Origin of the sequence: uncultured Thiohalocapsa sp., from assembly GCF_913062725.1 — a bacterium.
Taxonomy (GTDB): Bacteria; Pseudomonadota; Gammaproteobacteria; order Chromatiales; family Chromatiaceae; genus Thiohalocapsa.
Window position 1 is genome coordinate 1 of record NZ_CAJXWY010000017.1, and the last position, 21643, is coordinate 21643.

18 protein-coding genes are annotated in these 21643 nt (G+C 65.3%); 12 read left to right on the plus strand and 6 right to left on the minus strand.

The window, feature by feature from the left end; translation table 11 throughout:
* Nucleotides 1–127 precede the first annotated feature (127 nt).
* Nucleotides 128–1840 carry a DUF262 domain-containing HNH endonuclease family protein gene (locus QZ588_RS06505; protein WP_295541041.1) on the plus strand — a complete coding sequence of 571 codons (1713 nt, stop codon included), beginning with the start codon at nucleotides 128–130 and terminating at the stop codon, nucleotides 1838–1840.
* 381 nt (nucleotides 1841–2221) lie between these two features.
* On the opposite strand, the gene QZ588_RS06510 is transcribed toward QZ588_RS06505, so the two are convergent.
* Together QZ588_RS06510 and QZ588_RS06515 are read right to left on the minus strand one after the other, a co-directional pair.
* On the minus strand, nucleotides 2222–3541 hold the full coding sequence (locus QZ588_RS06510; RefSeq protein WP_295541043.1) for an ATP-binding protein: 1320 nt from the start codon (nucleotides 3539–3541) through the stop codon (nucleotides 2222–2224).
* Nucleotides 3542–3550: 9 nt separating this feature from the next.
* On the minus strand, nucleotides 3551–4258 hold the full coding sequence (locus QZ588_RS06515; protein WP_295541045.1) for a response regulator: 708 nt from the start codon (nucleotides 4256–4258) through the stop codon (nucleotides 3551–3553).
* A 604-nt stretch (nucleotides 4259–4862) separates the two neighbouring features.
* On the opposite strand from QZ588_RS06515, the gene QZ588_RS06520 reads away from it, so the two are divergent.
* On the plus strand, nucleotides 4863–5186 hold the full coding sequence (locus tag QZ588_RS06520; protein WP_295541047.1) for a hypothetical protein: 324 nt from the start codon (nucleotides 4863–4865) through the stop codon (nucleotides 5184–5186).
* A gap of 53 nt (nucleotides 5187–5239) precedes the next feature.
* A complete protein-coding gene (locus tag QZ588_RS06525) occupies nucleotides 5240–5842 on the plus strand; it encodes a DUF2202 domain-containing protein (protein WP_295541049.1) in 603 nt (200 codons plus the stop codon).
* A 140-nt stretch (nucleotides 5843–5982) separates the two neighbouring features.
* Here the strand turns inward: QZ588_RS06525 and QZ588_RS06530 are convergent, their stop codons facing one another.
* Nucleotides 5983–6222 carry a hypothetical protein gene (locus QZ588_RS06530; RefSeq protein WP_295541051.1) on the minus strand — a complete coding sequence of 80 codons (240 nt, stop codon included), beginning with the start codon at nucleotides 6220–6222 and terminating at the stop codon, nucleotides 5983–5985.
* A 362-nt stretch (nucleotides 6223–6584) separates the two neighbouring features.
* Here QZ588_RS06530 and QZ588_RS06535 point away from each other — a divergent pair, with 362 nt between their 5' ends.
* On the plus strand, nucleotides 6585–8339 hold the full coding sequence (locus QZ588_RS06535; protein WP_295541054.1) for an FAD-binding oxidoreductase: 1755 nt from the start codon (nucleotides 6585–6587) through the stop codon (nucleotides 8337–8339).
* Between the two features lie 104 nt (nucleotides 8340–8443).
* Here the strand turns inward: QZ588_RS06535 and QZ588_RS06540 are convergent, their stop codons facing one another.
* Nucleotides 8444–9028, minus strand: coding sequence for an NUDIX hydrolase (locus QZ588_RS06540; RefSeq protein ID WP_295541056.1), 585 nt, complete (start codon nucleotides 9026–9028; stop codon nucleotides 8444–8446).
* Nucleotides 9029–9234: 206 nt separating this feature from the next.
* Between QZ588_RS06540 and glgX the strand changes: the two genes are divergently transcribed.
* From glgX to QZ588_RS06565, 5 genes are all read left to right on the plus strand, one after another.
* Nucleotides 9235–11307, plus strand: a complete 2073-nt coding sequence (glgX, locus tag QZ588_RS06545; RefSeq protein WP_295541058.1) for a glycogen debranching protein GlgX — start codon at nucleotides 9235–9237, stop codon at nucleotides 11305–11307.
* A gap of 102 nt (nucleotides 11308–11409) precedes the next feature.
* Nucleotides 11410–12426 carry a phosphogluconate dehydrogenase (NAD(+)-dependent, decarboxylating) gene (gnd, locus tag QZ588_RS06550; RefSeq protein ID WP_295541060.1) on the plus strand — a complete coding sequence of 339 codons (1017 nt, stop codon included), beginning with the start codon at nucleotides 11410–11412 and terminating at the stop codon, nucleotides 12424–12426.
* A 224-nt stretch (nucleotides 12427–12650) separates the two neighbouring features.
* Nucleotides 12651–14198: a glucose-6-phosphate dehydrogenase gene (zwf, locus tag QZ588_RS06555; protein WP_295541062.1), complete on the plus strand. Its 1548-nt coding sequence runs from the start codon at nucleotides 12651–12653 to the stop codon at nucleotides 14196–14198.
* A gap of 245 nt (nucleotides 14199–14443) precedes the next feature.
* Nucleotides 14444–14869, plus strand: coding sequence for a hypothetical protein (locus QZ588_RS06560; RefSeq protein WP_295541064.1), 426 nt, complete (start codon nucleotides 14444–14446; stop codon nucleotides 14867–14869).
* 261 nt (nucleotides 14870–15130) lie between these two features.
* A complete protein-coding gene (locus QZ588_RS06565) occupies nucleotides 15131–17272 on the plus strand; it encodes a SulP family inorganic anion transporter (protein ID WP_295541067.1) in 2142 nt (713 codons plus the stop codon).
* Nucleotides 17273–17292: 20 nt separating this feature from the next.
* Here QZ588_RS06565 and QZ588_RS06570 read toward each other — a convergent pair whose 3' ends face one another.
* Nucleotides 17293–18345, minus strand: a complete 1053-nt coding sequence (locus tag QZ588_RS06570; RefSeq protein ID WP_295541069.1) for an endonuclease/exonuclease/phosphatase family protein — start codon at nucleotides 18343–18345, stop codon at nucleotides 17293–17295.
* Nucleotides 18342–18893 carry a cytochrome b/b6 domain-containing protein gene (locus QZ588_RS06575; RefSeq protein ID WP_295541071.1) on the minus strand — a complete coding sequence of 184 codons (552 nt, stop codon included), beginning with the start codon at nucleotides 18891–18893 and terminating at the stop codon, nucleotides 18342–18344. The genes QZ588_RS06570 and QZ588_RS06575 overlap by 4 nt, the downstream gene beginning before the upstream one ends.
* Nucleotides 18894–19153: 260 nt before the next feature.
* Between QZ588_RS06575 and QZ588_RS06580 the strand changes: the two genes are divergently transcribed.
* From QZ588_RS06580 to rpe, 3 genes are all read left to right on the plus strand, one after another.
* Nucleotides 19154–20089 carry a methyltransferase domain-containing protein gene (locus tag QZ588_RS06580; protein ID WP_295541073.1) on the plus strand — a complete coding sequence of 312 codons (936 nt, stop codon included), beginning with the start codon at nucleotides 19154–19156 and terminating at the stop codon, nucleotides 20087–20089.
* On the plus strand, nucleotides 20086–20823 hold the full coding sequence (gene tsaA / locus QZ588_RS06585) for a tRNA (N6-threonylcarbamoyladenosine(37)-N6)-methyltransferase TrmO (RefSeq protein WP_295541075.1): 738 nt from the start codon (nucleotides 20086–20088) through the stop codon (nucleotides 20821–20823). Before QZ588_RS06580 ends, tsaA begins: the two co-directional genes overlap by 4 nt.
* 110 nt (nucleotides 20824–20933) lie before the next feature.
* Nucleotides 20934–21629: a ribulose-phosphate 3-epimerase gene (gene rpe / locus QZ588_RS06590; protein ID WP_295541077.1), complete on the plus strand. Its 696-nt coding sequence runs from the start codon at nucleotides 20934–20936 to the stop codon at nucleotides 21627–21629.
* The last annotated feature ends 14 nt before the right edge of the window (nucleotides 21630–21643 follow it).

Consider the following 21643-nt stretch of genomic DNA (forward strand, 5'->3'; position numbering starts at 1 on the left):
GCACCTGACGCGAGCCTGGTGAGCACGGAACTGTAGAATTAAAAAGTGCGTGAAAAGGGCGAGATTAAACATCCTAGGCGCGAGCATTCATACATCAGCCTGAAAAACGGCTAGGAGCAATTAGGAAATGCGCATTGATCCCCAAAATCTGACCTTGAGTGAATTACTCAATCATCGGCTCTTCCGAATTCCCGGCTATCAACGAGCCTATAGTTGGAAAGAAAAGCAACGGGCTGAGTTGTATAGCGATCTGATCACTCTTTACCGGAAGAATCACGACTTCCACTTTATGGCGACGATCGTGGGAGTCAATCGGGGGCGTCAGACGCTTGGTACCGACGAGTATCAGGTGGTGGACATCGTCGATGGTCAACAGCGTCTGACCACACTGATTCTTGTATTGAAGGCAATTGCGCTGGCATTGAATGAGGATGACTCAGAGCGCACTAAGCTGGAGAGTCAGTTGGTGATGGGTGATGACCATACCTTGGTCCTGCTCCAGACCAATCATGATTACTCTGGTTATTTCACCAATTATCTGCGACACGGCGTCAAACAGGATGCGACAGACTTTTTCAGTGCAGTGGATGCAAACATCGTCGCCGGCATCAATAGTGCAGAAGGCTTTATCACGCGCTGGCAGAAGGAAACCGGCACCTCCGTGATGCAATTATTGGCGTTGATCAAGAACCGGTTGCGCTTCATTTACCATGCGCTGGACGACGAGGGCATGGTCTACACGGTATTCGAGGTGCTCAACACGCGTGGGTTAGATGTTGCCTGGCTGGATCGCTGTAAGGCAGTGTTGATGGGCATTGCCTATGAAGAAGCACCAAACCGCGAAGACATGCTCCAGGAATTGCAAGATGTTTGGCGCAGAATTTATGAAAAGGCTGGACTTCGCCAAGGCTTGAGTTCTGAGGCGCTGCGTTTTGCGGCGACACTTTGGTCGCCAGATGCCACCAGTCGAGTGTTGTCCGATGAAGACGCTCTGGAGGTCTTTCGCGCTGCCGCAACGGGCAATCCGAATCGAACTGTTAAGATCTCGACGTTCATCGAGCAGGTCGCAGGCGCCGTGGACGATCTACTAGCTGACACCCAAAAGGCGGCGGTCACGAAAATCGCACATGCCCGACTGCTGGCGGTGGCCATTGATCTCCGTTTCAGTGGTGTTCAGCGCGAACGGCTGCTGACGCAGTGGGAGCATGTCTCTTTTCGGATATTCGGACTGTCGGGGCGCGACTCTCGTACTCGCGTCGGCGATTATGTTCGCCTTGCCCGGGCGGTTTTTAGTAGTGCTAATGATGAGACAAAATATCGGCGCTATATGGAACGTATCCGGGACTTGGCAGGGGAGGAATTTTCAGCTCAGAAATCGGCGGAGTATTTGCGAGGCAAAAATTGTTATGAAGGCTGGGAGGAGTCGCTTCGTTACTTCTTCTATGCTAGGGAGCGCTGGCTAGACGCCCAAAAAGGGAGTGTACTATCATCGCGCGCCTGGAATAAGATCTGGGAGCAAAGCGCCAGCCGGAGTATTGAGCATATCCTTCCGCAGAATCCGGACCCCGCGAGCGGTTGGGCGAAGATACTGAGAGGCGTCGGGCACGAGGCTACTTTTCTGTGTCACCGTCTTGGAAACCTGGTGCTCCTGCCCTCGCCACGTAATAGCGAGGCCAATAACAACGTTTACAGCAAGAAGAGAGAGATTTATCGCACCACCGGGCTTGCAATTACCGACGAAGTAGCTGCCTACAGTCGGTGGACACTGGAGGAAATCGAGCAGCGGGAAAATGATCTGATCGACTGGGCGGCAGCCTATTGGGACGATGTTCTGCCATGACCCAAGGAAGAGGGGCACACGACTCTCAATCCGGTCCAGCTAGTGCAGTACTGCTAAAGTCCTGAGACCAGTTCTGGGGTTATGAGGTAAGATACCGGCCACTATTATTGTCGCTGTTCAGAGGTCCATGCACATGCCCCTCCTCGCTGCCACCCCCGTGCACCTTTAGGACAAAGAGCGTCGCGCGTTGGAGGCGTTGGTGCGGCGGCGCAGCGCGCCGCAAGTGCTGGTGACGCGCGCGCATCGTTCTGTTGGCGGCGGCGGGCGTTGGTGTGCGTGCCACCGCGGCCAGGTTGGCGCTCGGGCGCGCCACGGGGGTGACTTCGCTGCGCCAGCCCTTGGCGGCGCAATAGGTCTCCAACATCTCGTGCTGATGATTGCTCAAGGCCCGCCGGCCGCGGCTGTCAGCTGCACCCAGGCTGCCAGCCCGCCCCCGGGCCGATTCTCCAGCCAGACCCGCCAGCCGTTCGCCTGCGCGAGCTGTCTGACGATCGCCAGGCCCAGGCCGGTGCCGCCGGTGACCGGACTGCGGGAGTGTTCGACCCGGTGAAAAGGCCCGAACACGGCATCGAGCTCGGCCTCCGGAATCCCCGGCCCCAGGTCCAGCACGCCGAGGCGACAACCGCCGTCCGCGCACTCCGCGAGCAGCTCCACGGGATGCTCGCCGGCATAGCGCCGCGCATTGTCGAGCAGGTTGGCCAGCACGCGGCGCACCGGCTCCAGCGGCAGCTGCAGCGTCACCGGCGGGCAGCGCAGCCGTACATCGGCACCAGCGGCCCGCGCGGCCTCGGCAATCTCCTGCAGCAGGACTGGCAGCTCGACCGGCTCCGGCGCCCCATGGCTGAGCCCGCGTGCGAGGGTCAGGACATCCGCCACCAGACGGTCCATCTCTTCGATGTCCTTGTCCAGACGCTCGATCCAGGCCGGATCGGGCCGGCGGTGCAGCATCTCCAGCGCCAGCCGCATCCGCGCCAGCGGTGTGCGCAGATCATGGGATAACCCGGCGAGCAAGGTGGTGCGCGCCTCCAGCAGATCGGCGATCTGGCGGCTCAGCAGATTGAACCGGTGCGCGAGCCCCGCCAGTTCCCGCGGCCCCTCCTCGGGCAGCAGGGTCGGCGTCTCGCCGCGACCCAGGATGGCGGCCGCGGCGTCGAAGCGACGGATCGGCGCCAGGATCTGTCCACCGAGCCACCAGGCGGCCACGGCCGCCAGCACCAGGCCGCCGGTCAGCGTCAGCGCCAGCGTGGCCAGCGGATGCGGACCCACCCGGTGATGCGAAAAGCCGAGCCACAGGGTCTGGCCGCCACTGGGCAGGGGTGCCCAGAGCCAACGCTCGCCGGAGCGCTCCGCTCCCAGCAAGGCCACGCTGTCGCCCACGCGGTCGCTCAGCCGCGCCTCCAGTGCGCGTAGATAGAGCCCGCGGCGGTGCGGCGGACCCGCCTCCGCGGGGGCGGTTGCGGTCAGGATCAGCCCGTGGGCCTGCTGCAGTTCCTGCTCGAAGGCCGGCCGGGTGCCCGGCGGCAGTTCGCTCCAGGTCTGCGCCGACAGCACCATGAGTCCGGTCAGATCGGCCGAGGCCCGCTGCGCCATTGGCAACATCAGCAGGAACACCACCGCCAGCGCCGCCAGCAGCTCGAACAGGACGAAGATCAGCGCCAGACGCAGGGCATTGAGCTGACGCAGGCTGAGGGCGCGGGCCATGGCCGGGGATCAGGCCTCGGCGCCTCGGGGATTGAACAGGTAGCCGGACCCGCGCACCGTGCGGATGTAGACCGGCTGTGCCGGGTTCGGCTCGATCTTGCGCCGCAGCCGCGCGACCCGTAGGTCCACGGTACGATCGAAGGGGTCGCGATCATAGCCCTTGAGCAGATCCAGCAGCACATCGCGGCTCAGCACCCGCCCGGGGCGATCCACCAGCACCTCGATGAGGTCGTATTCGGCACCGGTCAGACCCACGTCAGCATCGTCCCGGAGCAGCCGGCGCGCGTCCCGGTCAAGCCGGTAGGGTCCGAAGCGATCACGTCGGGACGCTGCCGCCGGCGCCGCCCCGGCGCGCCGGAGCAGGGCCCGCAGCCGGGCGAGGAGCTCCCGCGGGCTGAAGGGCTTGGCCAGATAGTCATCCGCCCCGAGTTCCAGACCCACCACACGGTCGACCTCCTCCCCTCGCGCCGAGAGCATCAGGATCGGCACCTGGGACTGCGCACGCAGTTCCCGAGTCAGGATCAGGCCATCGGCCCCCGGCAACATCAGATCCAGGATGATCGCATCCGGAACCGCCCGCTGCATGGCCTCGCGCATGCCCTCGCCGTCCACCGCCAGGTCGACGACGAAGCCGGTGTCGGTCAGATAGGCCTGCAGCAGATCCCGCAACGCGGGGTCGTCGTCGACGACGAGAATGCGGGCAGACGCAGGTTTCATGACAAGAGCATACCCCGGATCATCCCTGTGCAGACCCTCTGCGAGACGGTCTGATACGGAAGGATACAAAAGGCGCCTGCCGCGACACACCAGGGCTACAGCCGCGGCGCAGACTCACCCCGTCAGCACAGAAGACACCCCGATAATGAAGCACGCCACCCGGTTCGGACTGTTGATTGCCTTGCTTGGCCCGCTCGGGAGCGCGGCCGCGCAGGTGCCCGAGCCCAACCCCGGAGCCCTGGATCTCAGGCTGCTGCGGGAAGATCTCCCCACCGGGGGCCTCGGTAGGCGTGGCGGCGGGATCTGGAAACCCGCGCCCTCGGCGCCGGTGGGGTCTCTGCCGGACCTCGGCACCGGCGCGGCCCGCCAAGGGAGCGGCAACGCAGGACAGGGACGCCGTGGCGGATTCCGCTCTGACCTGCCCTATGGATCGGGCTACGAGGCCAGGCAAGGCCAATCTGGCTCCCAATCCGGGAGCCAGGACATGGGGTCCGGTTCGGGATATGGCTCTGGGAATCGCTCGGGATTCGGCGGTCGCGGTAGGGGCGGTGGTCGGGGGCGTTGAAGGCTGACGATTCATCCATTGAAATCGGAGATGCAAGCAATGAAGAAGTCGGCAATGGTCACACCTCTGGCGCTGGTTGGGGTGCTCGCCCTGACCCTGTCCCTGGACGCCCAGGCCCGCGGTGGCGGCATGGGCGGCGGTGGAGGCGGCGGCTATGGGCAGGGCGGCGGTGGTTATGCCCAAGGAAGCGGCCAGGGTGCTGGTCAGGGCACCATGACCCAGCGCCGGAGCCAGTCGCGCACCCAGTCCGGCAGCGGCGGCAACCAGCAGGACGGGCAGATGCTGCAGCAGCGTACCCAGACCCGGAGCTTCTCCGAGGACATGGCGCAGCGCCGCAACATGCGGCAGACCTATCAGCAATGACCCGGCGGTTGCCATCGTCCTGGTCCGTCCCATCCACTCACAGAGGTCTCGTCATGACTATCCGTTCACTGGTTCTTCCGGCTGCCATCGCCCTCTGCCTCGGTTCCCTGCCTGCCATGGCCAAGGGTCCCGGCGGCGGTCCCCCCGCTCCGACACCCGTGCTCAGCGCCGAGGAGGCCGGCACCCTACTGTGGATGCGCGAGGAGGAAAAGCTGGCCCATGATGTCTATGTCGCGCTGGATGCCCAGTGGGACCTGGCCGTGCTGGAACGCATTGCGGCATCCGAACAGCGCCATTTCGACGCCCTTGGCGACAAGCTCGACCGTTACGGCCTGACGGATCCGACCCTGCCCGGCGAGGGTACCTTCAGCGTCGCCGACCTGCAGGCGCTGTACGACGACCTGGTGGCTGCCGGCCTGGGCTCCTCGGCGGAGGCCCTGACGGTGGGCGCCACCATCGAGGACCTGGACATCCTCGACCTGCTGCATGCCATCGAGCAGACCGACCAGCCAGACCTGGAACGGACCTACGACAACCTGCTGGAGGGCTCGAAGAACCACCTGCGGGCCTTCGTCCGGGAGCTGCGCGCACTCGGACTGGACTATGAGCCGCAGTACATCGATCCGCTGCTGTTCGACGCCATCGTCGGCGTCTGACGCCCAGGGCGGCCTGAAGCCCCCCGGGTGGTGCTCAGGCCGCCGCGCCCAGGTCATCAAGGCACGGCATCCGGCCGCTGTCCGCTTCTCCGGATCCGCTGTTGGTGCAGGGATGGCCTGACCGAGACCGTTCGAATGGTCTAACCGGGTGTGGCGATTTCGACAAATCGATAGTCCAGATCGGACTGCTCCATGATCTGCTTCCACACCATCACGCTCAGGCCGTCCCATTTACCCTCGGCGTCCTTGAAGGCAAATGGCGCAACCGGCAGGATGCCGACCTGATGAATCCTCCCGTCAGCCCCTGAGTCCGGTGTCCCGTCGATTGCACCCGCCTCAAGGCTGACGAGCAACAGCATGACCCACAGGAATCGCAACATGTTCCAAGGTTCCACGATGACGGTTGTCCTTTGACGGTGTTGATCTGGAAAGGGAGACATGATGCCAAAGATTCCCAAGAGAGACGCGACAAGGCGAACAGGGCAGAGGCGCTGCGCGAGGCTTGGAACGCGAAGCGGGTGAAGATGGCTGAATTGTGGCACTGTGCGATAAACCGGACCCGTCCCCCTTTTTTGTGCCAGGACAGGCCGTGAGGTGCTCCGGCCCTGCGGCGAGCGCGGGAGATAATCGTGTGCGATAAACCGGACCCGTCCACTATGTTTTGCGCGGATTTGGCAACGCAAAGCAACGTCTGTGAGAATGTATTCGAGCCTTTACCGTGTCCGTTATCGCGAGTCGCCCCATGACGCCAACCTCTCCCTCCCGTCGTCGCTTCCTCAAATCCTCAACCGCAATGACCGGTTCCTTGCTCGCCGGATCATGGTTCACTGCGGCTACCGCGGCAGACACCCGACCTGATCACTGGCCGGGGTCCGCGGCCTGGCATGCGCTGAACGAGGCGGTTGGCGGTCGGCTGATCCAACCCAAATTGCCTTGGATTTCGCCTGCAAGCCAGGAGGTATTCTCGCTGCTGAAGAATCCATTTTGGAACGAGGAGCAGCCAGGCGCTTTGCAGTCGACGGGCTGGCTCGAGGCCTGGCAGGCCGTAGCCAGTCCCTACGCGGTGCGTGCCAACAACACCCAAGATATCGTTGCTGCAGTCAATTTTGCGCGGGAACAAGGGGTTCGGTTGGTCGTCAAGGGAACCGGGCATGATTATCTGGGCCGCAACTGCGCGCCGAATTCGCTACTGGTCTGGACGCATGAGATGCGCGAGATCCAACTGCATGATGCCTTCGTGCCGGAGGGTGCGCCGGCGGGAACCAAACCGCAACACGCGATGACCGTCGAGGCAGGCACCCGCTGGCTGGAGGCCTACACGGCGGCAACCCAGGCCGGACGCTTCGTGCAGGGTGGGGGTTGTACCAGCGTGGGCGCGTGCGGCGGTTTCACGTTCGGCAGTGGTTTTGGCTCCTTCTCCAAACGCTTTGGAACCGCTTCCGCGGGCATTCTCCAAGCCGAGATCGTCACTGCAGATGGACAGGTTCGAGTCGTCAATGCCCATCAATATCCCGATCTCTTCTTTGCGCTTCGGGGTGGCGGCGGCGGCACCTTTGGCATCGTCAGCCGGGTGACCCTGCTGACCCATCCCATTCCCGAAACGGTGGGCATCATTACCGGATCGGTCAAGGCTAACAGCGATGACGCCTACCGTCAGCTCGTTCAGGCCTTTGTCGAATTCTATCCCCGGGTGCTGGACAATCCGACTTGGGGTGAGTCAGTCGCCTTCGGCCCCGACAACAGCCTGGGGTTCCGGCTCACCTTCCTGGATCGTTCGCTGAAAGATGCCCAGCAGGATTTGGAAAGGTTTTTCGCCCCATTGCGCGCACAGCCCGATTTATTCGATATCGCACCCGAGTATCGATTTCTCCCCTTCTCTGATCTCTGGAATCCCGACTACTGGGACGCCCAGAATCCGGATTTCATCACTCGTGATCCACGCCCCGAGTCGCCCGACAACCAGTTTTGGTGGACGGGCAACCAGGGCGAGCTCTCGGTCTTCTGGAACAGCTACCAATCCCGCTGGATCCCAGCAGCCTTGACGCGCGAGTCACCGAGCGAACTGGCCGAAGCGCTCTACAAGGCATCGCGGCTTCGGCCCTTCATCTTTCAGATCAATAAGGGCCTGTCCGGCGAGCATCCCGAGGCCCGGGCCCGTGATCAGCAAACGGCGCTACATCCTCAGGCCCTGGAAGCCGCCGCGCTGGTCATCATGGCCTCAGCGCAGCAATATCGCTATCCGGGTGTAGCCGGCAAAGAACCCGATCTCGCAGCATCGCGTCGGGATCGGGATCAGGTATCGCGTGCCATGGCCGCAATTGCAGCGGTCACGCCGGGTGCCGGCAGTTATTCGACAGAAGCGGATTATTTTCTGGAGAACTGGCAGGAGGCGCAATGGGGTAGACATTATCCGCGACTGCTGAACATCAAACGCAAGTACGATCCGCAGAACCTGTTTCGTGTCCACCACGGTGTGGGCAGCGAAAACCTGGCTTGAGCCGAACTTCTCAACAATGTAGCGTAAGAGGATGAAACGATGTGCAAACGTTGCGAACCGACCATTCAATCGGAGGCACAACAGGCGTTGTCTGAAGAGGCAAGTCAGACACCATCGTCATCGTAAACGCGGGTGCGGTAGCGTCGCTCGGGCCCCGGCAGCCGCTCGATGGCCCCGGTGCGCAGGCGAAAGTGCCCGGCGCTGCGATCGCGGTAGTAGAGCCGCAGGGATTCGCTGATGACGGGGAAGGCGATGGCGTCCCAGGGGATCTGGTCCTGGCGCAGCAGCGCCACCTCCAGGCTTTCGGCGCCGGCGCCAAAGCTCGGGCGCTCGAGCTGCGCCCGAAACAGCATGTAGACCTGGTTGATGTGCGGCAGGTTGAATAGCGTGTAGAGGTCACCGACGACGACCGTGGCGCTCGCCTCTTCGAGGGTCTCCCGCGCGGCGCCCTGTTGGACGGTCTCGCCGTTCTCCATGAAGCCCGCGGGCAGGGTCCAGAGGCCGTAGCGGGGCTCGATGGCGCGCTTACAGAGCAGGATGCGATCGTCCCACTCGGGGATGCAGCCGACGACGATCTTCGGATTTTGATAGTGGATCGTGGCGCAGGCATCGCACACGTGGCGCGGCATATTGTCACCCTCGGGCACCCGCAGAGTCACCGTTTCGCCGCAGTGGCTGCAATAGTTCATGTGTGTCGCCTCCACAAAGCCGGTCGCGGCCGGAACAGGGTCCGGGCTTCGTCGAATGGACATGCAGCCCATCCCCAGCCGGCTTAAGATGGGGCCGGTCGCCGCGAGCGCCAGTGCGTGGGCAACGGGCGCATCGGTTGCGAGCGCCGATATGGGCGCCACGGCGGTCTGCGGCGCATCAACCCACCTCTGCTCCGGGGAGCCCCATGCCAGCGCGCACCTACAGCATCCAACCCGGCACCTGGGATTCGACAGGCGCCCACTTCGTCGACGGTGGCGTCAATTTCTGTTGTTTCTCGCGACACGCGACGATGGTGGAGCTGCTGCTCTTCGATGGTCCGGCGAGCCCGAAGCCCTTCCAGATCGTGCAACTCGATCCGCGGTTGCACAAAACGTTCTTTTTCTGGCACGTGCTCGTGCAGGATCTGCCCGACGGCATCTGCTACGGCTGGCGCATGGACGGCCCCGGTAACACCACCGAAACCGGCTGCCGCTTCGACCGCGAGAAGCTCTTGCTGGACCCCTGGGCCGTCGCCGTGGACGACCGCCTGTGGGACCGGGATGCGGCGAGCCGTGCGGGCGATAACCTGGCCACCGCCATGCGCTCGCTGCTGGTGCGCGACGACTACGATTGGCAGGGCGATACCCATCTGCACGTACCGCTGACGGAAGCGGTGATCTACGAGATGCACGTCGGCGGTTTCACCCGTCACCCGTCCGCGGATACGCCCCATCCCGGTACCTTCAGCGCCGTGGTCGAGAAGATCCCGTACCTGCAAGCCCTCGGCATCACGCATGTGGAGCTGTTGCCGGTGATGGCGTTCGATCTCCAGGACGTGCCGCCGAAGACCGCCGCCCTGGGGCTGGAAAATTTCTGGGGCTACAGCACCCACAGCTTTTTCGCACCGCATCCGCACTATGCGATAGACGCCAGGGCGGCCCGTGACGAGTTCCGCGACATGGTGAAGGCGCTGCATGCGGCCGGAATTGGTGTGATCCTGGATGTGGTCTACAACCACACCGCCGAAGGTGGCGTCGACGGGCCCACCGTCTCGTTCAAGGGGATGGGGAACGAAATCTTCTATCACCTGGATTTCGGCGACAAGACCCGCTACCGCGACTACACCGGCTGCGGCAACACGGTGAACTGTAACCACCCCATGGTGACGCGCTACGTCATCGACAGCCTGCACTACTGGGCGCACGACATGCATGTGGATGGCTTTCGCTTCGACCTCGCGAGCGCCATGGCCCGCGGCGAGGACGGCGCGCCGGAGCACCACGCGCCGGTGCTCTGGTCGGTGGAGCTCTCACCCGAGCTGGGCCGCGCGCACATCATCGCCGAGGCCTGGGATGCCGTCGGCCTGTATCAGGTGGGGGACTTCCCGGGCTTTCGCTGGGCCGAGTGGAACGGCCATTACCGCGACGTGGTGCGCGCCTTCGTGCGCGGCGACAAGGGGCTGGTGCAGCAGGTCGCCACCCGCATCGCGGGCTCCAGCGATCTCTACGAGCACCGCGGGCGGCTGCCGGCCAATTCCATCAACTTTGTCACCTGCCATGACGGTTTCACGCTCCACGACCTGGTCGCTTACAACCAGAAGCACAACCAGGCCAACGGCGAGGACAACCGCGACGGGCACAATGACAATCTCAGCTGGAACTGTGGCGCCGAGGGGCCGACGGACGACCCGCAGATCCTGGCGCTGCGCCGGCGCCAGGCGAAGAACCTGATGGCCATCCTGCTCTTGAGCCAGGGTGTGCCCATGATTCTGGCCGGCGACGAGCTGCTGCGCAGCAAGCAGGGCAACAACAACACGTATTGCCAGAACAACGCGCTGTCGTGGATCGACTGGCGTCTGGCGGACGACAATCGCACCATGCTGGACTTCACCCGTGCCATGATCGCGTTCCGCAAGCGCCACCCCACGCTGCGCCGGCGTCGCTTCCTCACGGGCCGGCCGGAGCGCGCGGGGGCGCCGCCGGATATCAGCTGGCATGGCGTGGAGCTGGACGACCCGGGCTGGGACGATGGCAACACCCGCACCCTGGCCTTCATGCTGGCGGGGCTCACCGACGACGAGCCGCACCTGCATGTGATACTCAACATGTGGGAAGACACCCTCGACTTCGCGCTGCCGCCGCTGCACAACCGCCGCTGGCTGCTGGCCGTGGATACCGGGCGCGAGCCCGCCGTGCTCGCCCCGCAGCACCAGCCGCCGGTGCAGCACGGACGCTACCGGGTGGGCCCCCGCAGCGTCGTCGTGCTCGAAGGGCGCTGAAAGCCCTGATGGGAAAACCCTGATGGCTATGGGCCGTATGTCCGCGCGTATCCGCGTAGCCTGCCACCCTGACTTTCCAAACCAAACAGAGGAGCCAAGCAGATGCAACTCGGCATGATCGGGCTCGGTCGCATGGGCGCCAACATGGTCCAGCGGCTGATGGCCGCCGGGCACGACTGCGTCGTGTTCGATACCAGCCCAGAGGCCGTCGCGGCGCTGACGAAGGACGGCGCCACGGGGGCGGACAGCATTCAGGACCTGTGTGCCAAGCTCAGTGCCCCGCGCGCGGTGTGGATCATGGTGCCGGCGGCCGTGGTGGATCACGTCATCACCGAACTGCGCCCGCACCTGCAGGCCGACGACAGCATCATCGACGGCGGTAACTCCAACTACCAGGAAGACATCCGTCACCAGCAATCGCTGCGTGACATCGGCGTGCACTTTCTCGACTGCGGCACGTCCGGCGGCGTCTGGGGCCGCGAGCGCGGCTATTGCCTGATGATCGGCGGCGACACCGACGCCGTACAGCGCCTGGACCCCATCTTCAAAGCCCTGGCCCCGGGGATGGGCGACATCGAGCGCACCGCCGGGCGCAGCGGCGAGCCCACGCCCGCCGAGCAGGGCTACCTGCATTGTGGGCCGAGCGGCGCCGGGCACTTCGTCAAGATGGTGCACAACGGCATCGAGTACGCGCTGATGGGCGCCTACGCCGAAGGGCTGAACATTCTCAAGCACGCCGGCATCGGCCGTAAAGATCAGGTCATCGACGCCGAGACCGCCCCGCTCGCCAACCCCGAGCACTACCAGTACGACTTCAACCTCGCCGATGTGGCCGAGGTCTGGCGCCGCGGCAGCGTGGTCGCCTCCTGGCTGCTCGACCTCACCGCCATCGCCCTGCACGAGGACAACGCGCTCGCCGGCTTCGGCGGGCGGGTGTCGGACTCCGGCGAGGGCCGCTGGACCTGCCAGGCCGCCATCGAGACCGGCACCCCGGCACCGCTGCTCACCACGGCCTTGTATGAGCGCTTCAGCTCCCGCGGCGAGGCGGACTTCGCCAATAAGATCCTGTCGGCCATGCGCTTTCAGTTCGGTGGGCATCACGAGAAGCCCGAGTCCTGACGAAGCGTTCCGTTGCGCCGACGCCAATGGCACGCGCGCGCCAGAACCGTACTCTGTTACAACAGAGAAGCAACATTTAGTGTCCAGCAAGTGCAGGCGTGTGGCGCGGCTGCCCGTCACACACCTGCATGCGCACACCTGTGCGCCCTTGCGCCTTTCGCACACTCGCCAGCACCTACACTGACGTCCATCGACATCCGCACAGGACGGGCTCGGAGAAAACCATGTCCCTCATGCAAACCGACTACACCGAGGCCTCGCCAGCGCCGCCCAATGTGATGATCATCTTCGGCGCCGGCGGCGATCTCACCAAGCGCAAGCTGGTGCCGTCGCTCTACCATCTGTGCAACGCCCAGTTGCTGCCGGACAGTTTCGTGATGCTCGGCCTCGACCGACTGGACCTCAACGACGAGGCCTTCCGCGAAATGATGGGCGAGCAGATCCGCGACCAGGTGGGTGAGCGCTTCGACGATGATGTTTGGCGGCGCCTGTGTGAGCGCCTCCAGTACATGAAGATCGATATGCTCAATCCGCCCGACTACGAAAACCTTTGCGAGCGCCTGAGCCGCATCGACGCGGAACGCGCCACCGAGGGCAATTATCTGTTCTACATGGCCATCCCGCCCAGTCTGTTTTCCAAGGTGGCGGACTATCTGGGCGATGTCGGTCTCCTGCACGAAACCGAAGAGGACTGGCGCCGCGTCATCATCGAGAAGCCCTTCGGCCGCGATCTGGACTCTGCCATCGCGCTCAACAATCATCTCCACAAGAATCTGGACGAAGACCAGATCTACCGCATCGATCATTACCTGGGCAAGGAGACCGTCCAGAACATTATGGTGTTCCGGTTCGCCAACGGCTTCATCGAGCCGTTGTGGAACCGCAACCACATCGACCATGTGCAGATCACCGTCGCCGAATCCGTCGGCGTCGAGCATCGCGGTGGCTACTACGAAGAAGCCGGCGCCATGCGCGACATGATCCCGAACCATCTGCTGGTGCTGCTCGGGTTTCTCGCCATGGAGCCGCCCAACTCCTTCGAGGCCGGCGCCATGCGCGACGAGGTCAACAAGGTGCTGGACGCCATCACGCCGCTCAGCCCGGAGCAGGTGCTGACCCATGCCGTGCGCGGTCAGTACGGCGCCGGCGTCATGCCCAACGGCGAGCAGGTTCAGGCCTATCGCGCCTCCGACGGCGTCGACCCCAGCTCCCACACCGAAACCTTCGCCGCGCTCAAGCTCGGCATGGACAACTGGCGCTGGGCGGGCGTGCCCTTCTACCTGCGCACCGGCAAGCGGCTCACGGCGCAGTACACCGAGATCGCCATTCAATTCAAGAAGGCGCCCACCATCATGTTCCAGGACACCGAGGTGGACGACCTGGAGCCGGACATGGTGGTGCTGCGCATCCAGCCGAACGAGGGCATTCAGATGAGCCTGGGCGCCAAGGTTCCGGGCCCGACCATGCGCATCGGCACCGTGAACATGGACTTCTGCTACGAGGACTACTTCGGCAACAAGCCCGCCACCGGCTACGAGACCCTCATCTACGATTGCATGAAGGGCGATGCCACCCTCTACAAGCACGCCGACACCGTGGAGAAGGGCTGGGAGATCGTCCAGTCCGTGCTCGATGTCTGGTCCGCCCTACCCCCGCGCGAATTCCCCAACTACGCCGCCGGCACCTGGGGCCCCGCCGCCGCCGGCGATCTGCTCAAGCGCGACGGACGGCTGTGGCGGCGCATCCACATGCCAAAAGCGCATGGGCGTTGAGGGACCGGTCGCCGGGGGTTAGGGCTTGGGACCAATCACACTGCCGCTTCCAGACCGAGGCCAAATCAGTGTCCGTCCGATAGCGCCGCGCCATGCGCAGACTATACTGCGCCTACAGCCAGTGTCGGGGTTAAGCTGACCACGATCCACGCCTGCTGTCACCGCCAAACGACGCAGGGGCGACCGATTGACACTGCCCGGCGTGCGCACACCGCGCATGCCGCAACGCACCAGAGGAGGTCCCAATGAACTGGAGAGAGCAACTGGACAAGGCCATCGCTTCCATCAAGGAAGCCGCCGACAGCGAGCAGGCCCGGGAGATTGCCACCAAGGCCAAGACCACGGCCTCGGGCCTGGTGGAGAAGGTGCGCACCGGTGCGGTGGGTGCGGCGGCGTCCTTCGTCGAGGCCAACCGCGATCCATCGTCGCTGCAGGTCAGCTTCCTGAACGCCAATCTCACCATTCTGTCGCCGTCCGCGGGTATTTCGGTGACACGCCCGGATGCCGCGACCCTGGTCATCGCCGACGGCGCTGAGAACGGACTGGTGATCAACGCCGCGGCTGACCCGGCGTTCGTCGTCGAGCAGATCGGCACCGTGGCTCAGGTGTCCGGAAACACCTTCGACTTGGGCTCCGAGGACGGCGTCAACGTGGTGGTGACCAAGTTCTGAGCCACGTCTCCTAAGCCACGTCGCCATCGTCGCCCTATGCCCGGTGCGGAGACACCCGTGCCGGGCCGCCCGGCGCATCTCTCGTCCGGTCCCGGCGCACCTGCAGCGGCGCCGTCGACGCCGTCTGCGGTGCGCCCGCAATCGTCCCTGCAATCCATAGACGATCTTCTATCCCTACAAGCGGGATCATCGATGTAGCCCCGGGATGGCCTCGGCTACCATGCGTTCTGCCTTCCAAGGACCGCCCCAACAAGAGCCATCATGCCTGCGAACCTGCTGACGACCCTGTTTCCTTTCCTACGCTGGTTCCCGCTCTCCGGGGACACCCTGCGTAGCGACCTGATCGCCGGCATCACGGTGGCACTGGTGCTGGTGCCGCAGAGCATGGCGTATGCGCAGCTGGCGGGCCTGCCCGTGGTCTACGGGCTCTACGCCTCTTTCATGCCCGTGATCATCGCATCGCTGTGGGGCTCGCTGCCGCAGCTGCACACGGGCCCCGTGGCCATGCTCTCGCTCATGTCCGCGGCGGCGGTGCTGCCCCTGGCGGCGCTGGGCAGCGAGGACTTCATCGTGCTGTCGGTGATGCTGGCGCTGATGGTGGGTGTGCTGCGACTCGCCCTCGGGCTGCTGCGGATGGGCATCCTGGTGAACTTCCTCTCCAGCCCGGTCATCGTCGGCTTCACCAACGCGGCGGCGCTCATCATCGGCCTCTCGCAGCTGAGTAAGCTGCTGAATGTGCCCTTCCCGCGTACGGACAACTTCGTGCTCGATCTCTGGAACGTGGTCGAGCAGCTGGCGCACACCCACCTGCCGACGCTCCTGTTCGCGATCGCCACCTTCGGCATCATCATCGGCGCCCGCCGCTACATCCCCAAGGTTCCGGGCGTGCTGCTGGCGGTGGTGCTGACGACGCTGGTGAGCTGGGCCATCGGCTTCGAGCGCAATGCCACCGCGCCCCTCGCTGCCATCCAGGACACCGAGGCTCAGGCGCTGGCGGCCGACTACGCCATGACGGTGCGCAGCATCGAATCGCTGGGCACGACCACCTCCCGGCTCAACGCCGAAATCCGCACCCTCAAGGCCGAGAACGACCCTGAACGCTTCGCCGAGCTCGCCCTGCTGGAGGCCGACCTGCGGGTGCTGAACCGGGAGCTGGATCAGCGCAAGCGCGCCAATAACGAGCGCCAGGTGGCGCTGCACAACCTGCAGTTCGCGCGCGTGGTCACCGCGGACGGCGGCGAGCTGTTCTACCCGCGGGGGCAGCTGGCGGATACGCTGGAGGACGATGGTCGCATCTGGCGACTGAGCCGGGTCACCGGCGATCAGGTGACAATGATGGGCGGCGGTGCCGTGGTCGGCGCCATCCCGGCCGGCCTGCCGAGCTTCCAGCTGCCGGAGCTGCGCATGGATGTCTTCTGGACCCTGCTGCCTTCGGCGCTGGTGATGGCACTCATCGGCTTTATGGAGGCCACCTCCATCTCCAAGGCCATCGCCGCCCAGACCAAGGAGCGGGTGGACACCAGCAAGGAGCTCGTCGGCCAGGGTCTCGCTAACATCGTCGGCAGTTTCTTCAGCAGCTACACGGTGAGCGGATCGTTCTCACGCTCGGCGGTGGCGGCCAAGAACGGCGCCAAAACCGGCATGTTCGCCATCTGCAGCGCCGTCGGCGTCATGCTGGTGCTGCTGTTCCTGACGCCGCTGCTCTACCATCTGCCGCAGGCGGTGCTGGCGGTGATCGTCATGATGGCCGTGTTCGGGCTCATCAACGTGCGTGCCCTGGTGCGGGCCTGGCAGATCGAGCGCCAGGAGGCCGTGGTGGGCATCATCACCTTCGTCGCCACCCTGGCCATGGCTCCGCAGCTGGCCAATGGCATCCTGCTGGGGGCCGGGCTGGCGATCGTGCTCTTTTTGGTGCGCACCATGAAGCCGCGCACCGACATCCTGGGCCTGGACCCCGAGGGCCGCCTCGCCGGCGTCAGCATGAACGACATCGCGCCCATCGGTCGCAACTATATCGTCGTGCGCTTCGACGGCTCGCTCAACTTCGTCAACGCCTCACGCTTCGAAGATGTGCTGCTGGAGGCCCGCGCCAAGAACCCCCAGGCCCGCGCCGTGCTGGTGGACGGCAGCAGCATCAACGACGTCGATGTCACCGGCGAGGAGCGCCTGCGCGACGTCATCGAGACCTTCCGCGACAACGGCGTCGAGATCTATTTCTCCAGCCTCAAGGCCCAGGTCTACGAAACCCTGCGTCGCGGCAAGATGTTCCACCTGCTGGATGAAACCCATTTCATTCGCACGAAAGACCGGGCGCTCAAGTTCATGGACGAGACCTTCGACAGCGGCAAGCCGCTGGAGCCGGCGCGCGCGGCGGTGGGACCGAGCACGCCGGTGCTCGGCTGACGCCGCCGCCCCTTGGCGCCCTAGTCGGTGGCGGTGGGCAGGCGCAGGGTGACCGCAATGGGATGGTGGTCAGAGGGCTTGGCACCGCGGCCGTAGCTCAGCACCCGCCAGCTGCCGTGCACCAGCCAGTCCGTGGCGGGCCCACCGAGAACGATGTGGTCGATGGCGTAGGGGTACTTCGGGTTGGGGGCATGGGGAAAGGGACGGCCGGCGCCGGCGAGCACGAGGTCGGCGTCGGCATCGGCTCGGCTGCTCCCCGGCAGGCAGCGGCGGCCCAAGGTCGGGTCGGGCCGCCAGTCGCAGACCTCGCCGTCGTCGATGGCCGCCCAGAAATGGTCGTTGGGCTGATCCAGCTGGCGATTGAAGTCCCCGAGCAGCACGAAGGACGTGTCGGCGCCGGCCCGGGCGTCGATCCATGCCTCCAGGATGCCACGCTGGCGCCTGAGGATCTGGCACTGCCCGCGGCGCACCCGCCCCTCGAGCCCGCCCCAGGCGCAGCCGGCCTTGAGGTGCACGGACATCAGCTCCAGCAGGGGCCGGTTTGCACGCTCGAGCTGGATGCGCGTCCCCCAACGGCGCCCCTGGTCGCCGAGTTCCCGAAAGCCCGGCAGCAGCCGATGCTCCAGCCCCGCCGCTCGCAATGCCTGGCGATGGATGGCGAAGCCGGTGCGCTGTGCGAGCCGACGCTGGCCGTCCATGCCGCGGCAGCGGCTGCGCCCCTCCTCACGGCGGGGCGAGACGACCAGATCGTAGACCGCGGGGTCGAAGACGCGGGCCAGGGCGTCGGTGTTCTGGACCTCCTGCACGGCGATGATATCGGCGTCCAAGCGAGCCGCGACGTCGCGCAGGCGCTGGTAGTCGGCGGCGCTGCGCGGCCGGCAGCCGGCCCCGTCGGCGGCGGCGAGGTGCTCGATGTTCCAGGTGGCGAGGGTGAGCTCGACACCGCCCGCGGCGGGCGCCGGCATCGGCGCAAGCGCCGCGAGCGCCGCGGCGAGCAACACGGCGAGCGCTGTGGCGAGCGCTGGGACGGCGCCCAGGCGCCGCCGCGTGCTCAATGCCTGAGGGGCGATCACGGCAGGCTGATACGGCGCATGATGCCGTCTTTGCGTCGCCAGTGCCTGATGCCGGCGCCGATGTGCAGGACCAGCAGCGCCGCGATGGCGAGACCCGCATAGCCGTGGAGCATGAACAGCTGCTCGCTCAGGGCCTCGTTCTTGCCGATGAAGCCCGGCAGATTCCAGTCGAAGAACTGCACCGGGAAGCCGCCGGCCGCGGTGGCGAGCCAGCCGCCGATGGGCATGCCGAGCAGCAGCACGTAGAGCAGCAGATGGGTGCCGCCGGCGACGGCCTTGACCGGGCCGGAGAGGGGCGGCGCGTAGGCCGGCGGCGGCGTCATGCGCCGCAGCACGACACGCAGCACCATCAGCAGCAATAGTAGGATGCCGAACGTCTTGTGATACTTGTAGAGCTGATTGGTCATCTCCTGGCCGAAGGTGTCGACGACACCCTGGTAGCCCAGGCTCCAGAGGGTGAAGCCGACGGCGAGCAGACCGAAGACGAGCAGCGCGATGAGCCAGTGCAGCAGGCGCTGGGTGAAGGTGTAGCGAGATGCCGAAGCCATGGAAGCCTCCTAGCGTTGACGGGGTTGATCTGGGCAGCTTGATTCGAGCGATGGCAGCCGCGGGCGCCGCCGGCTGCGGCGGCACCCACCATGTAAAAGGTTGCGGCACGGGCTGAATTCCCAACGCGCCCGTCGCTGCCGCCACGCGCCGCATCGCCAGCCATGGCCCACCCCAAAGACGCCGGCCGTCGAGCCGACCATGCCCTCGCGCAGCCGCTGTTACACCCCCACCTTGGGATGAACGCACACGGAGACCCATCATGTCTGACACGACGCTGCCCGCAAGCCGCCTGCGCGAGAGCCTGGGCTATCTGAACTGGCTCTACAATCCGTTCCACGGACTCGATGCCGCCGGCATCTATGACCTGCTCGCCACCAGTTCCCCCACCGAGCGTGGCTTGTACCTGAATCTGGGATATTGGCAAGCGGCCACCGATCTCGATGCCGCGAGCGACGCCCTGGCCATGTTGGTGGGCGAAACGGCGGCGCTCGGCCCCGAGGACCACGTGCTGGACTGCGGCTTCGGTTTCGGCGATCAGGACATCCTCTGGGCGCAAACCCTAAAGCCGGGCCGCATCATCGGTCTCAATATCACCGCCTCCCAGGTCGAGGTGGCGCGGCGGCGCGTCAGCAAGCTCGGGCTCGATGATCGCATCGACCTGCAGCACGGCTCGGCCACACAGATGCCCATCGCAGCAGAGAGCATCGACAAGGTGGTGGCCGTGGAGTGCGCCTTCCACTTCCGCTCGCGGGAGCGCTTCCTGCGCGAGGCGTGGCGGGTGCTGCGCCCGGGCGGGCGGCTGGTGCTCGCGGACATTATCCCCATGCCCGCGGTGCGCGGCTTTCCGGCGCGCCTGGAGCAGCAGCTCTCCTGGCGGCTCGTGTCCGGCAAGTTCGCGATCCCGCCGGAAAACGCCTACACCCGGCCCACGTACCACGCCAAGCTCGCCATGAGCGGTTTCGAGCAGATCCGCGTCGAGTCCATCCGCGAGCACGTCTACGCACCGCTGCACCGCTTCCTCGCCGAGCACCCCGAAACCCTCACGCGTCTGCATCCCATGGCACGGCTGCCGGCGAAGCTCGCGCTGCGCTTCGAGGCCACCAGTGTCTACCGCGGGCTCGACTATGTGCTCGCCACCGCCCGCAAGCCGAAGCGCCTCATCGGACCAGGTCACGCACCCGGCGGTCGACCATGACCACATACTCCTTCGCGCCCATCGCCACGGCGCGAACGCCCTTCACGGACAAGTTCGGCATTCCGCGCCAGCCGCGGCTGGTGGACGCCCCGGGGCGTATCCTGCTGCACCCGCCCTATGACCGCGCCGAAGCCTTCGCCGGCCTCGAGGGGTTCAGCCATGTCTGGCTGCTCTGGGTGTGCCATGCCGACTGCCTCACCGCCGGCTGGAAGCCCACCGTGCGCCCGCCCCGGCTCGGCGGACGGCGTACGGTGGGGGTGTTCGCGAGCCGGGCGCCCTACCGGCCCAATCCCATCGGCCTGTCGGCGGTGGCCCAGCACGGGCTGGCGGCGGATGCCGACGGGCTGGCGCTGCACGTCTCGGGCGTCGATTTGCTCGACGGCACGCCGGTGCTGGACATCAAGCCCTACGTCCCCTACGCCGATGCCATTGCAGAGGCCGCCGGCGGCTTCGCCCACGCCGAGCCGGCGCGCCGCTTCCATGTGCGCATCACCGACGCCGCCGCCGAAGCCATCGCCGCCCGCGACCCCGACCATCAGCTGCGGCTGCGGCGGCTCATCGAGCAAGTCATCGCCCAGGACCCACGGCCGGGCTACATGGACCGCTACCCCGAGCGCAACGCCTTCGCGCTGCGCCTCTACGATTGCGACATCCGTTGGCAGGTCGACGGCGAGACGGCGCTGGTGACGGAGTGCATCTGCAGCGCTCTCGCCGCGTCTTCGCACAAATCCTAGCCCCTGTGCCGTGAAAAGCCCAAGCGCATCGGTTAAAGTGCCGGGTCTCGATACCTGCCCGTGCCGAGCGGCTGCCGCTGCGCCGTGGCACGCCCCAACGGAGACCCCCGATGGCCGCTGAAGACCTGATCGCCCCGTCCATCCTGTCCGCGGATTTCGCCAAGCTCGGCGAGGAAGTGGACAACGTGCTCGCCGCCGGCGCCGACATCGTGCATTTCGATGTCATGGACAATCACTATGTGCCAAACCTCACCATCGGGCCGCTGGTCTGCGAGGCCCTGCGCAAGCATGGCGTGACGGCACCCATCGACGTCCATCTCATGGTCAAGCCCGTGGACCGCCTCGTGCCGGACTTCGCCGCGGCCGGCGCAACCTATATTACGTTTCACCCCGAGGCCAGCGAGCACATCGACCGCACCCTGCAGCTGATCCACAACGAAGGCTGCAAGGCGGGCCTGGTGTTCAACCCGGCCACCCCCCTGTCCTACCTGGAGTACGTCATGGACAAGGTGGACATGGTGCTGCTCATGTCCGTGAACCCGGGCTTCGGCGGTCAGAGCTTCATCCCGTCGGCGCTGGATAAGCTGCGCCAGGTGCGGCAAATGATCGACGCCTCGGGCCGCGAGATCCGGCTCGAGGTCGACGGCGGCGTGAAGGTGGACAACATCGCCGAGATCAAGGCCGCGGGCGCCGACACCTTCGTCTCCGGCTCCGGCATCTTCGGCAAGGGTCAGGATGCGGACCCCCACCGCTACGACAGCATCATCGCCAAGATGCGCGAGGCGCTGGCGTCGGTGGGCGGCTGAGGAGCGGCATCCGC

Excerpts from the sequence above, each read along its gene's own strand:
- tsaA (WP_295541075.1), top strand. The coding sequence starts at position 20,086 with ATGACCACATACTCCTTCGCGCCCATCGCCACGGCGCGAACGCCCTTC.
- QZ588_RS06565 (WP_295541067.1), top strand. The coding sequence starts at position 15,131 with ATGCCTGCGAACCTGCTGACGACCCTGTTTCCTTTCCTACGCTGGTTC.
- QZ588_RS06540 (WP_295541056.1), bottom strand. The coding sequence starts at position 9,028 with ATGAACTATTGCAGCCACTGCGGCGAAACGGTGACTCTGCGGGTGCCC.
- gnd (WP_295541060.1), top strand. The coding sequence starts at position 11,410 with ATGCAACTCGGCATGATCGGGCTCGGTCGCATGGGCGCCAACATGGTC.
- QZ588_RS06580 (WP_295541073.1), top strand. The coding sequence starts at position 19,154 with ATGTCTGACACGACGCTGCCCGCAAGCCGCCTGCGCGAGAGCCTGGGC.
- QZ588_RS06510 (WP_295541043.1), bottom strand. The coding sequence starts at position 3,541 with ATGGCCCGCGCCCTCAGCCTGCGTCAGCTCAATGCCCTGCGTCTGGCG.
- QZ588_RS06520 (WP_295541047.1), top strand. The coding sequence starts at position 4,863 with ATGAAGAAGTCGGCAATGGTCACACCTCTGGCGCTGGTTGGGGTGCTC.
- QZ588_RS06535 (WP_295541054.1), top strand. The coding sequence starts at position 6,585 with ATGACGCCAACCTCTCCCTCCCGTCGTCGCTTCCTCAAATCCTCAACC.
- zwf (WP_295541062.1), top strand. The coding sequence starts at position 12,651 with ATGTCCCTCATGCAAACCGACTACACCGAGGCCTCGCCAGCGCCGCCC.
- QZ588_RS06525 (WP_295541049.1), top strand. The coding sequence starts at position 5,240 with ATGACTATCCGTTCACTGGTTCTTCCGGCTGCCATCGCCCTCTGCCTC.
- QZ588_RS06515 (WP_295541045.1), bottom strand. The coding sequence starts at position 4,258 with ATGAAACCTGCGTCTGCCCGCATTCTCGTCGTCGACGACGACCCCGCG.
- QZ588_RS06575 (WP_295541071.1), bottom strand. The coding sequence starts at position 18,893 with ATGGCTTCGGCATCTCGCTACACCTTCACCCAGCGCCTGCTGCACTGG.
- QZ588_RS06560 (WP_295541064.1), top strand. The coding sequence starts at position 14,444 with ATGAACTGGAGAGAGCAACTGGACAAGGCCATCGCTTCCATCAAGGAA.
- QZ588_RS06505 (WP_295541041.1), top strand. The coding sequence starts at position 128 with ATGCGCATTGATCCCCAAAATCTGACCTTGAGTGAATTACTCAATCAT.
- QZ588_RS06530 (WP_295541051.1), bottom strand. The coding sequence starts at position 6,222 with ATGTTGCGATTCCTGTGGGTCATGCTGTTGCTCGTCAGCCTTGAGGCG.
- glgX (WP_295541058.1), top strand. The coding sequence starts at position 9,235 with ATGCCAGCGCGCACCTACAGCATCCAACCCGGCACCTGGGATTCGACA.
- rpe (WP_295541077.1), top strand. The coding sequence starts at position 20,934 with ATGGCCGCTGAAGACCTGATCGCCCCGTCCATCCTGTCCGCGGATTTC.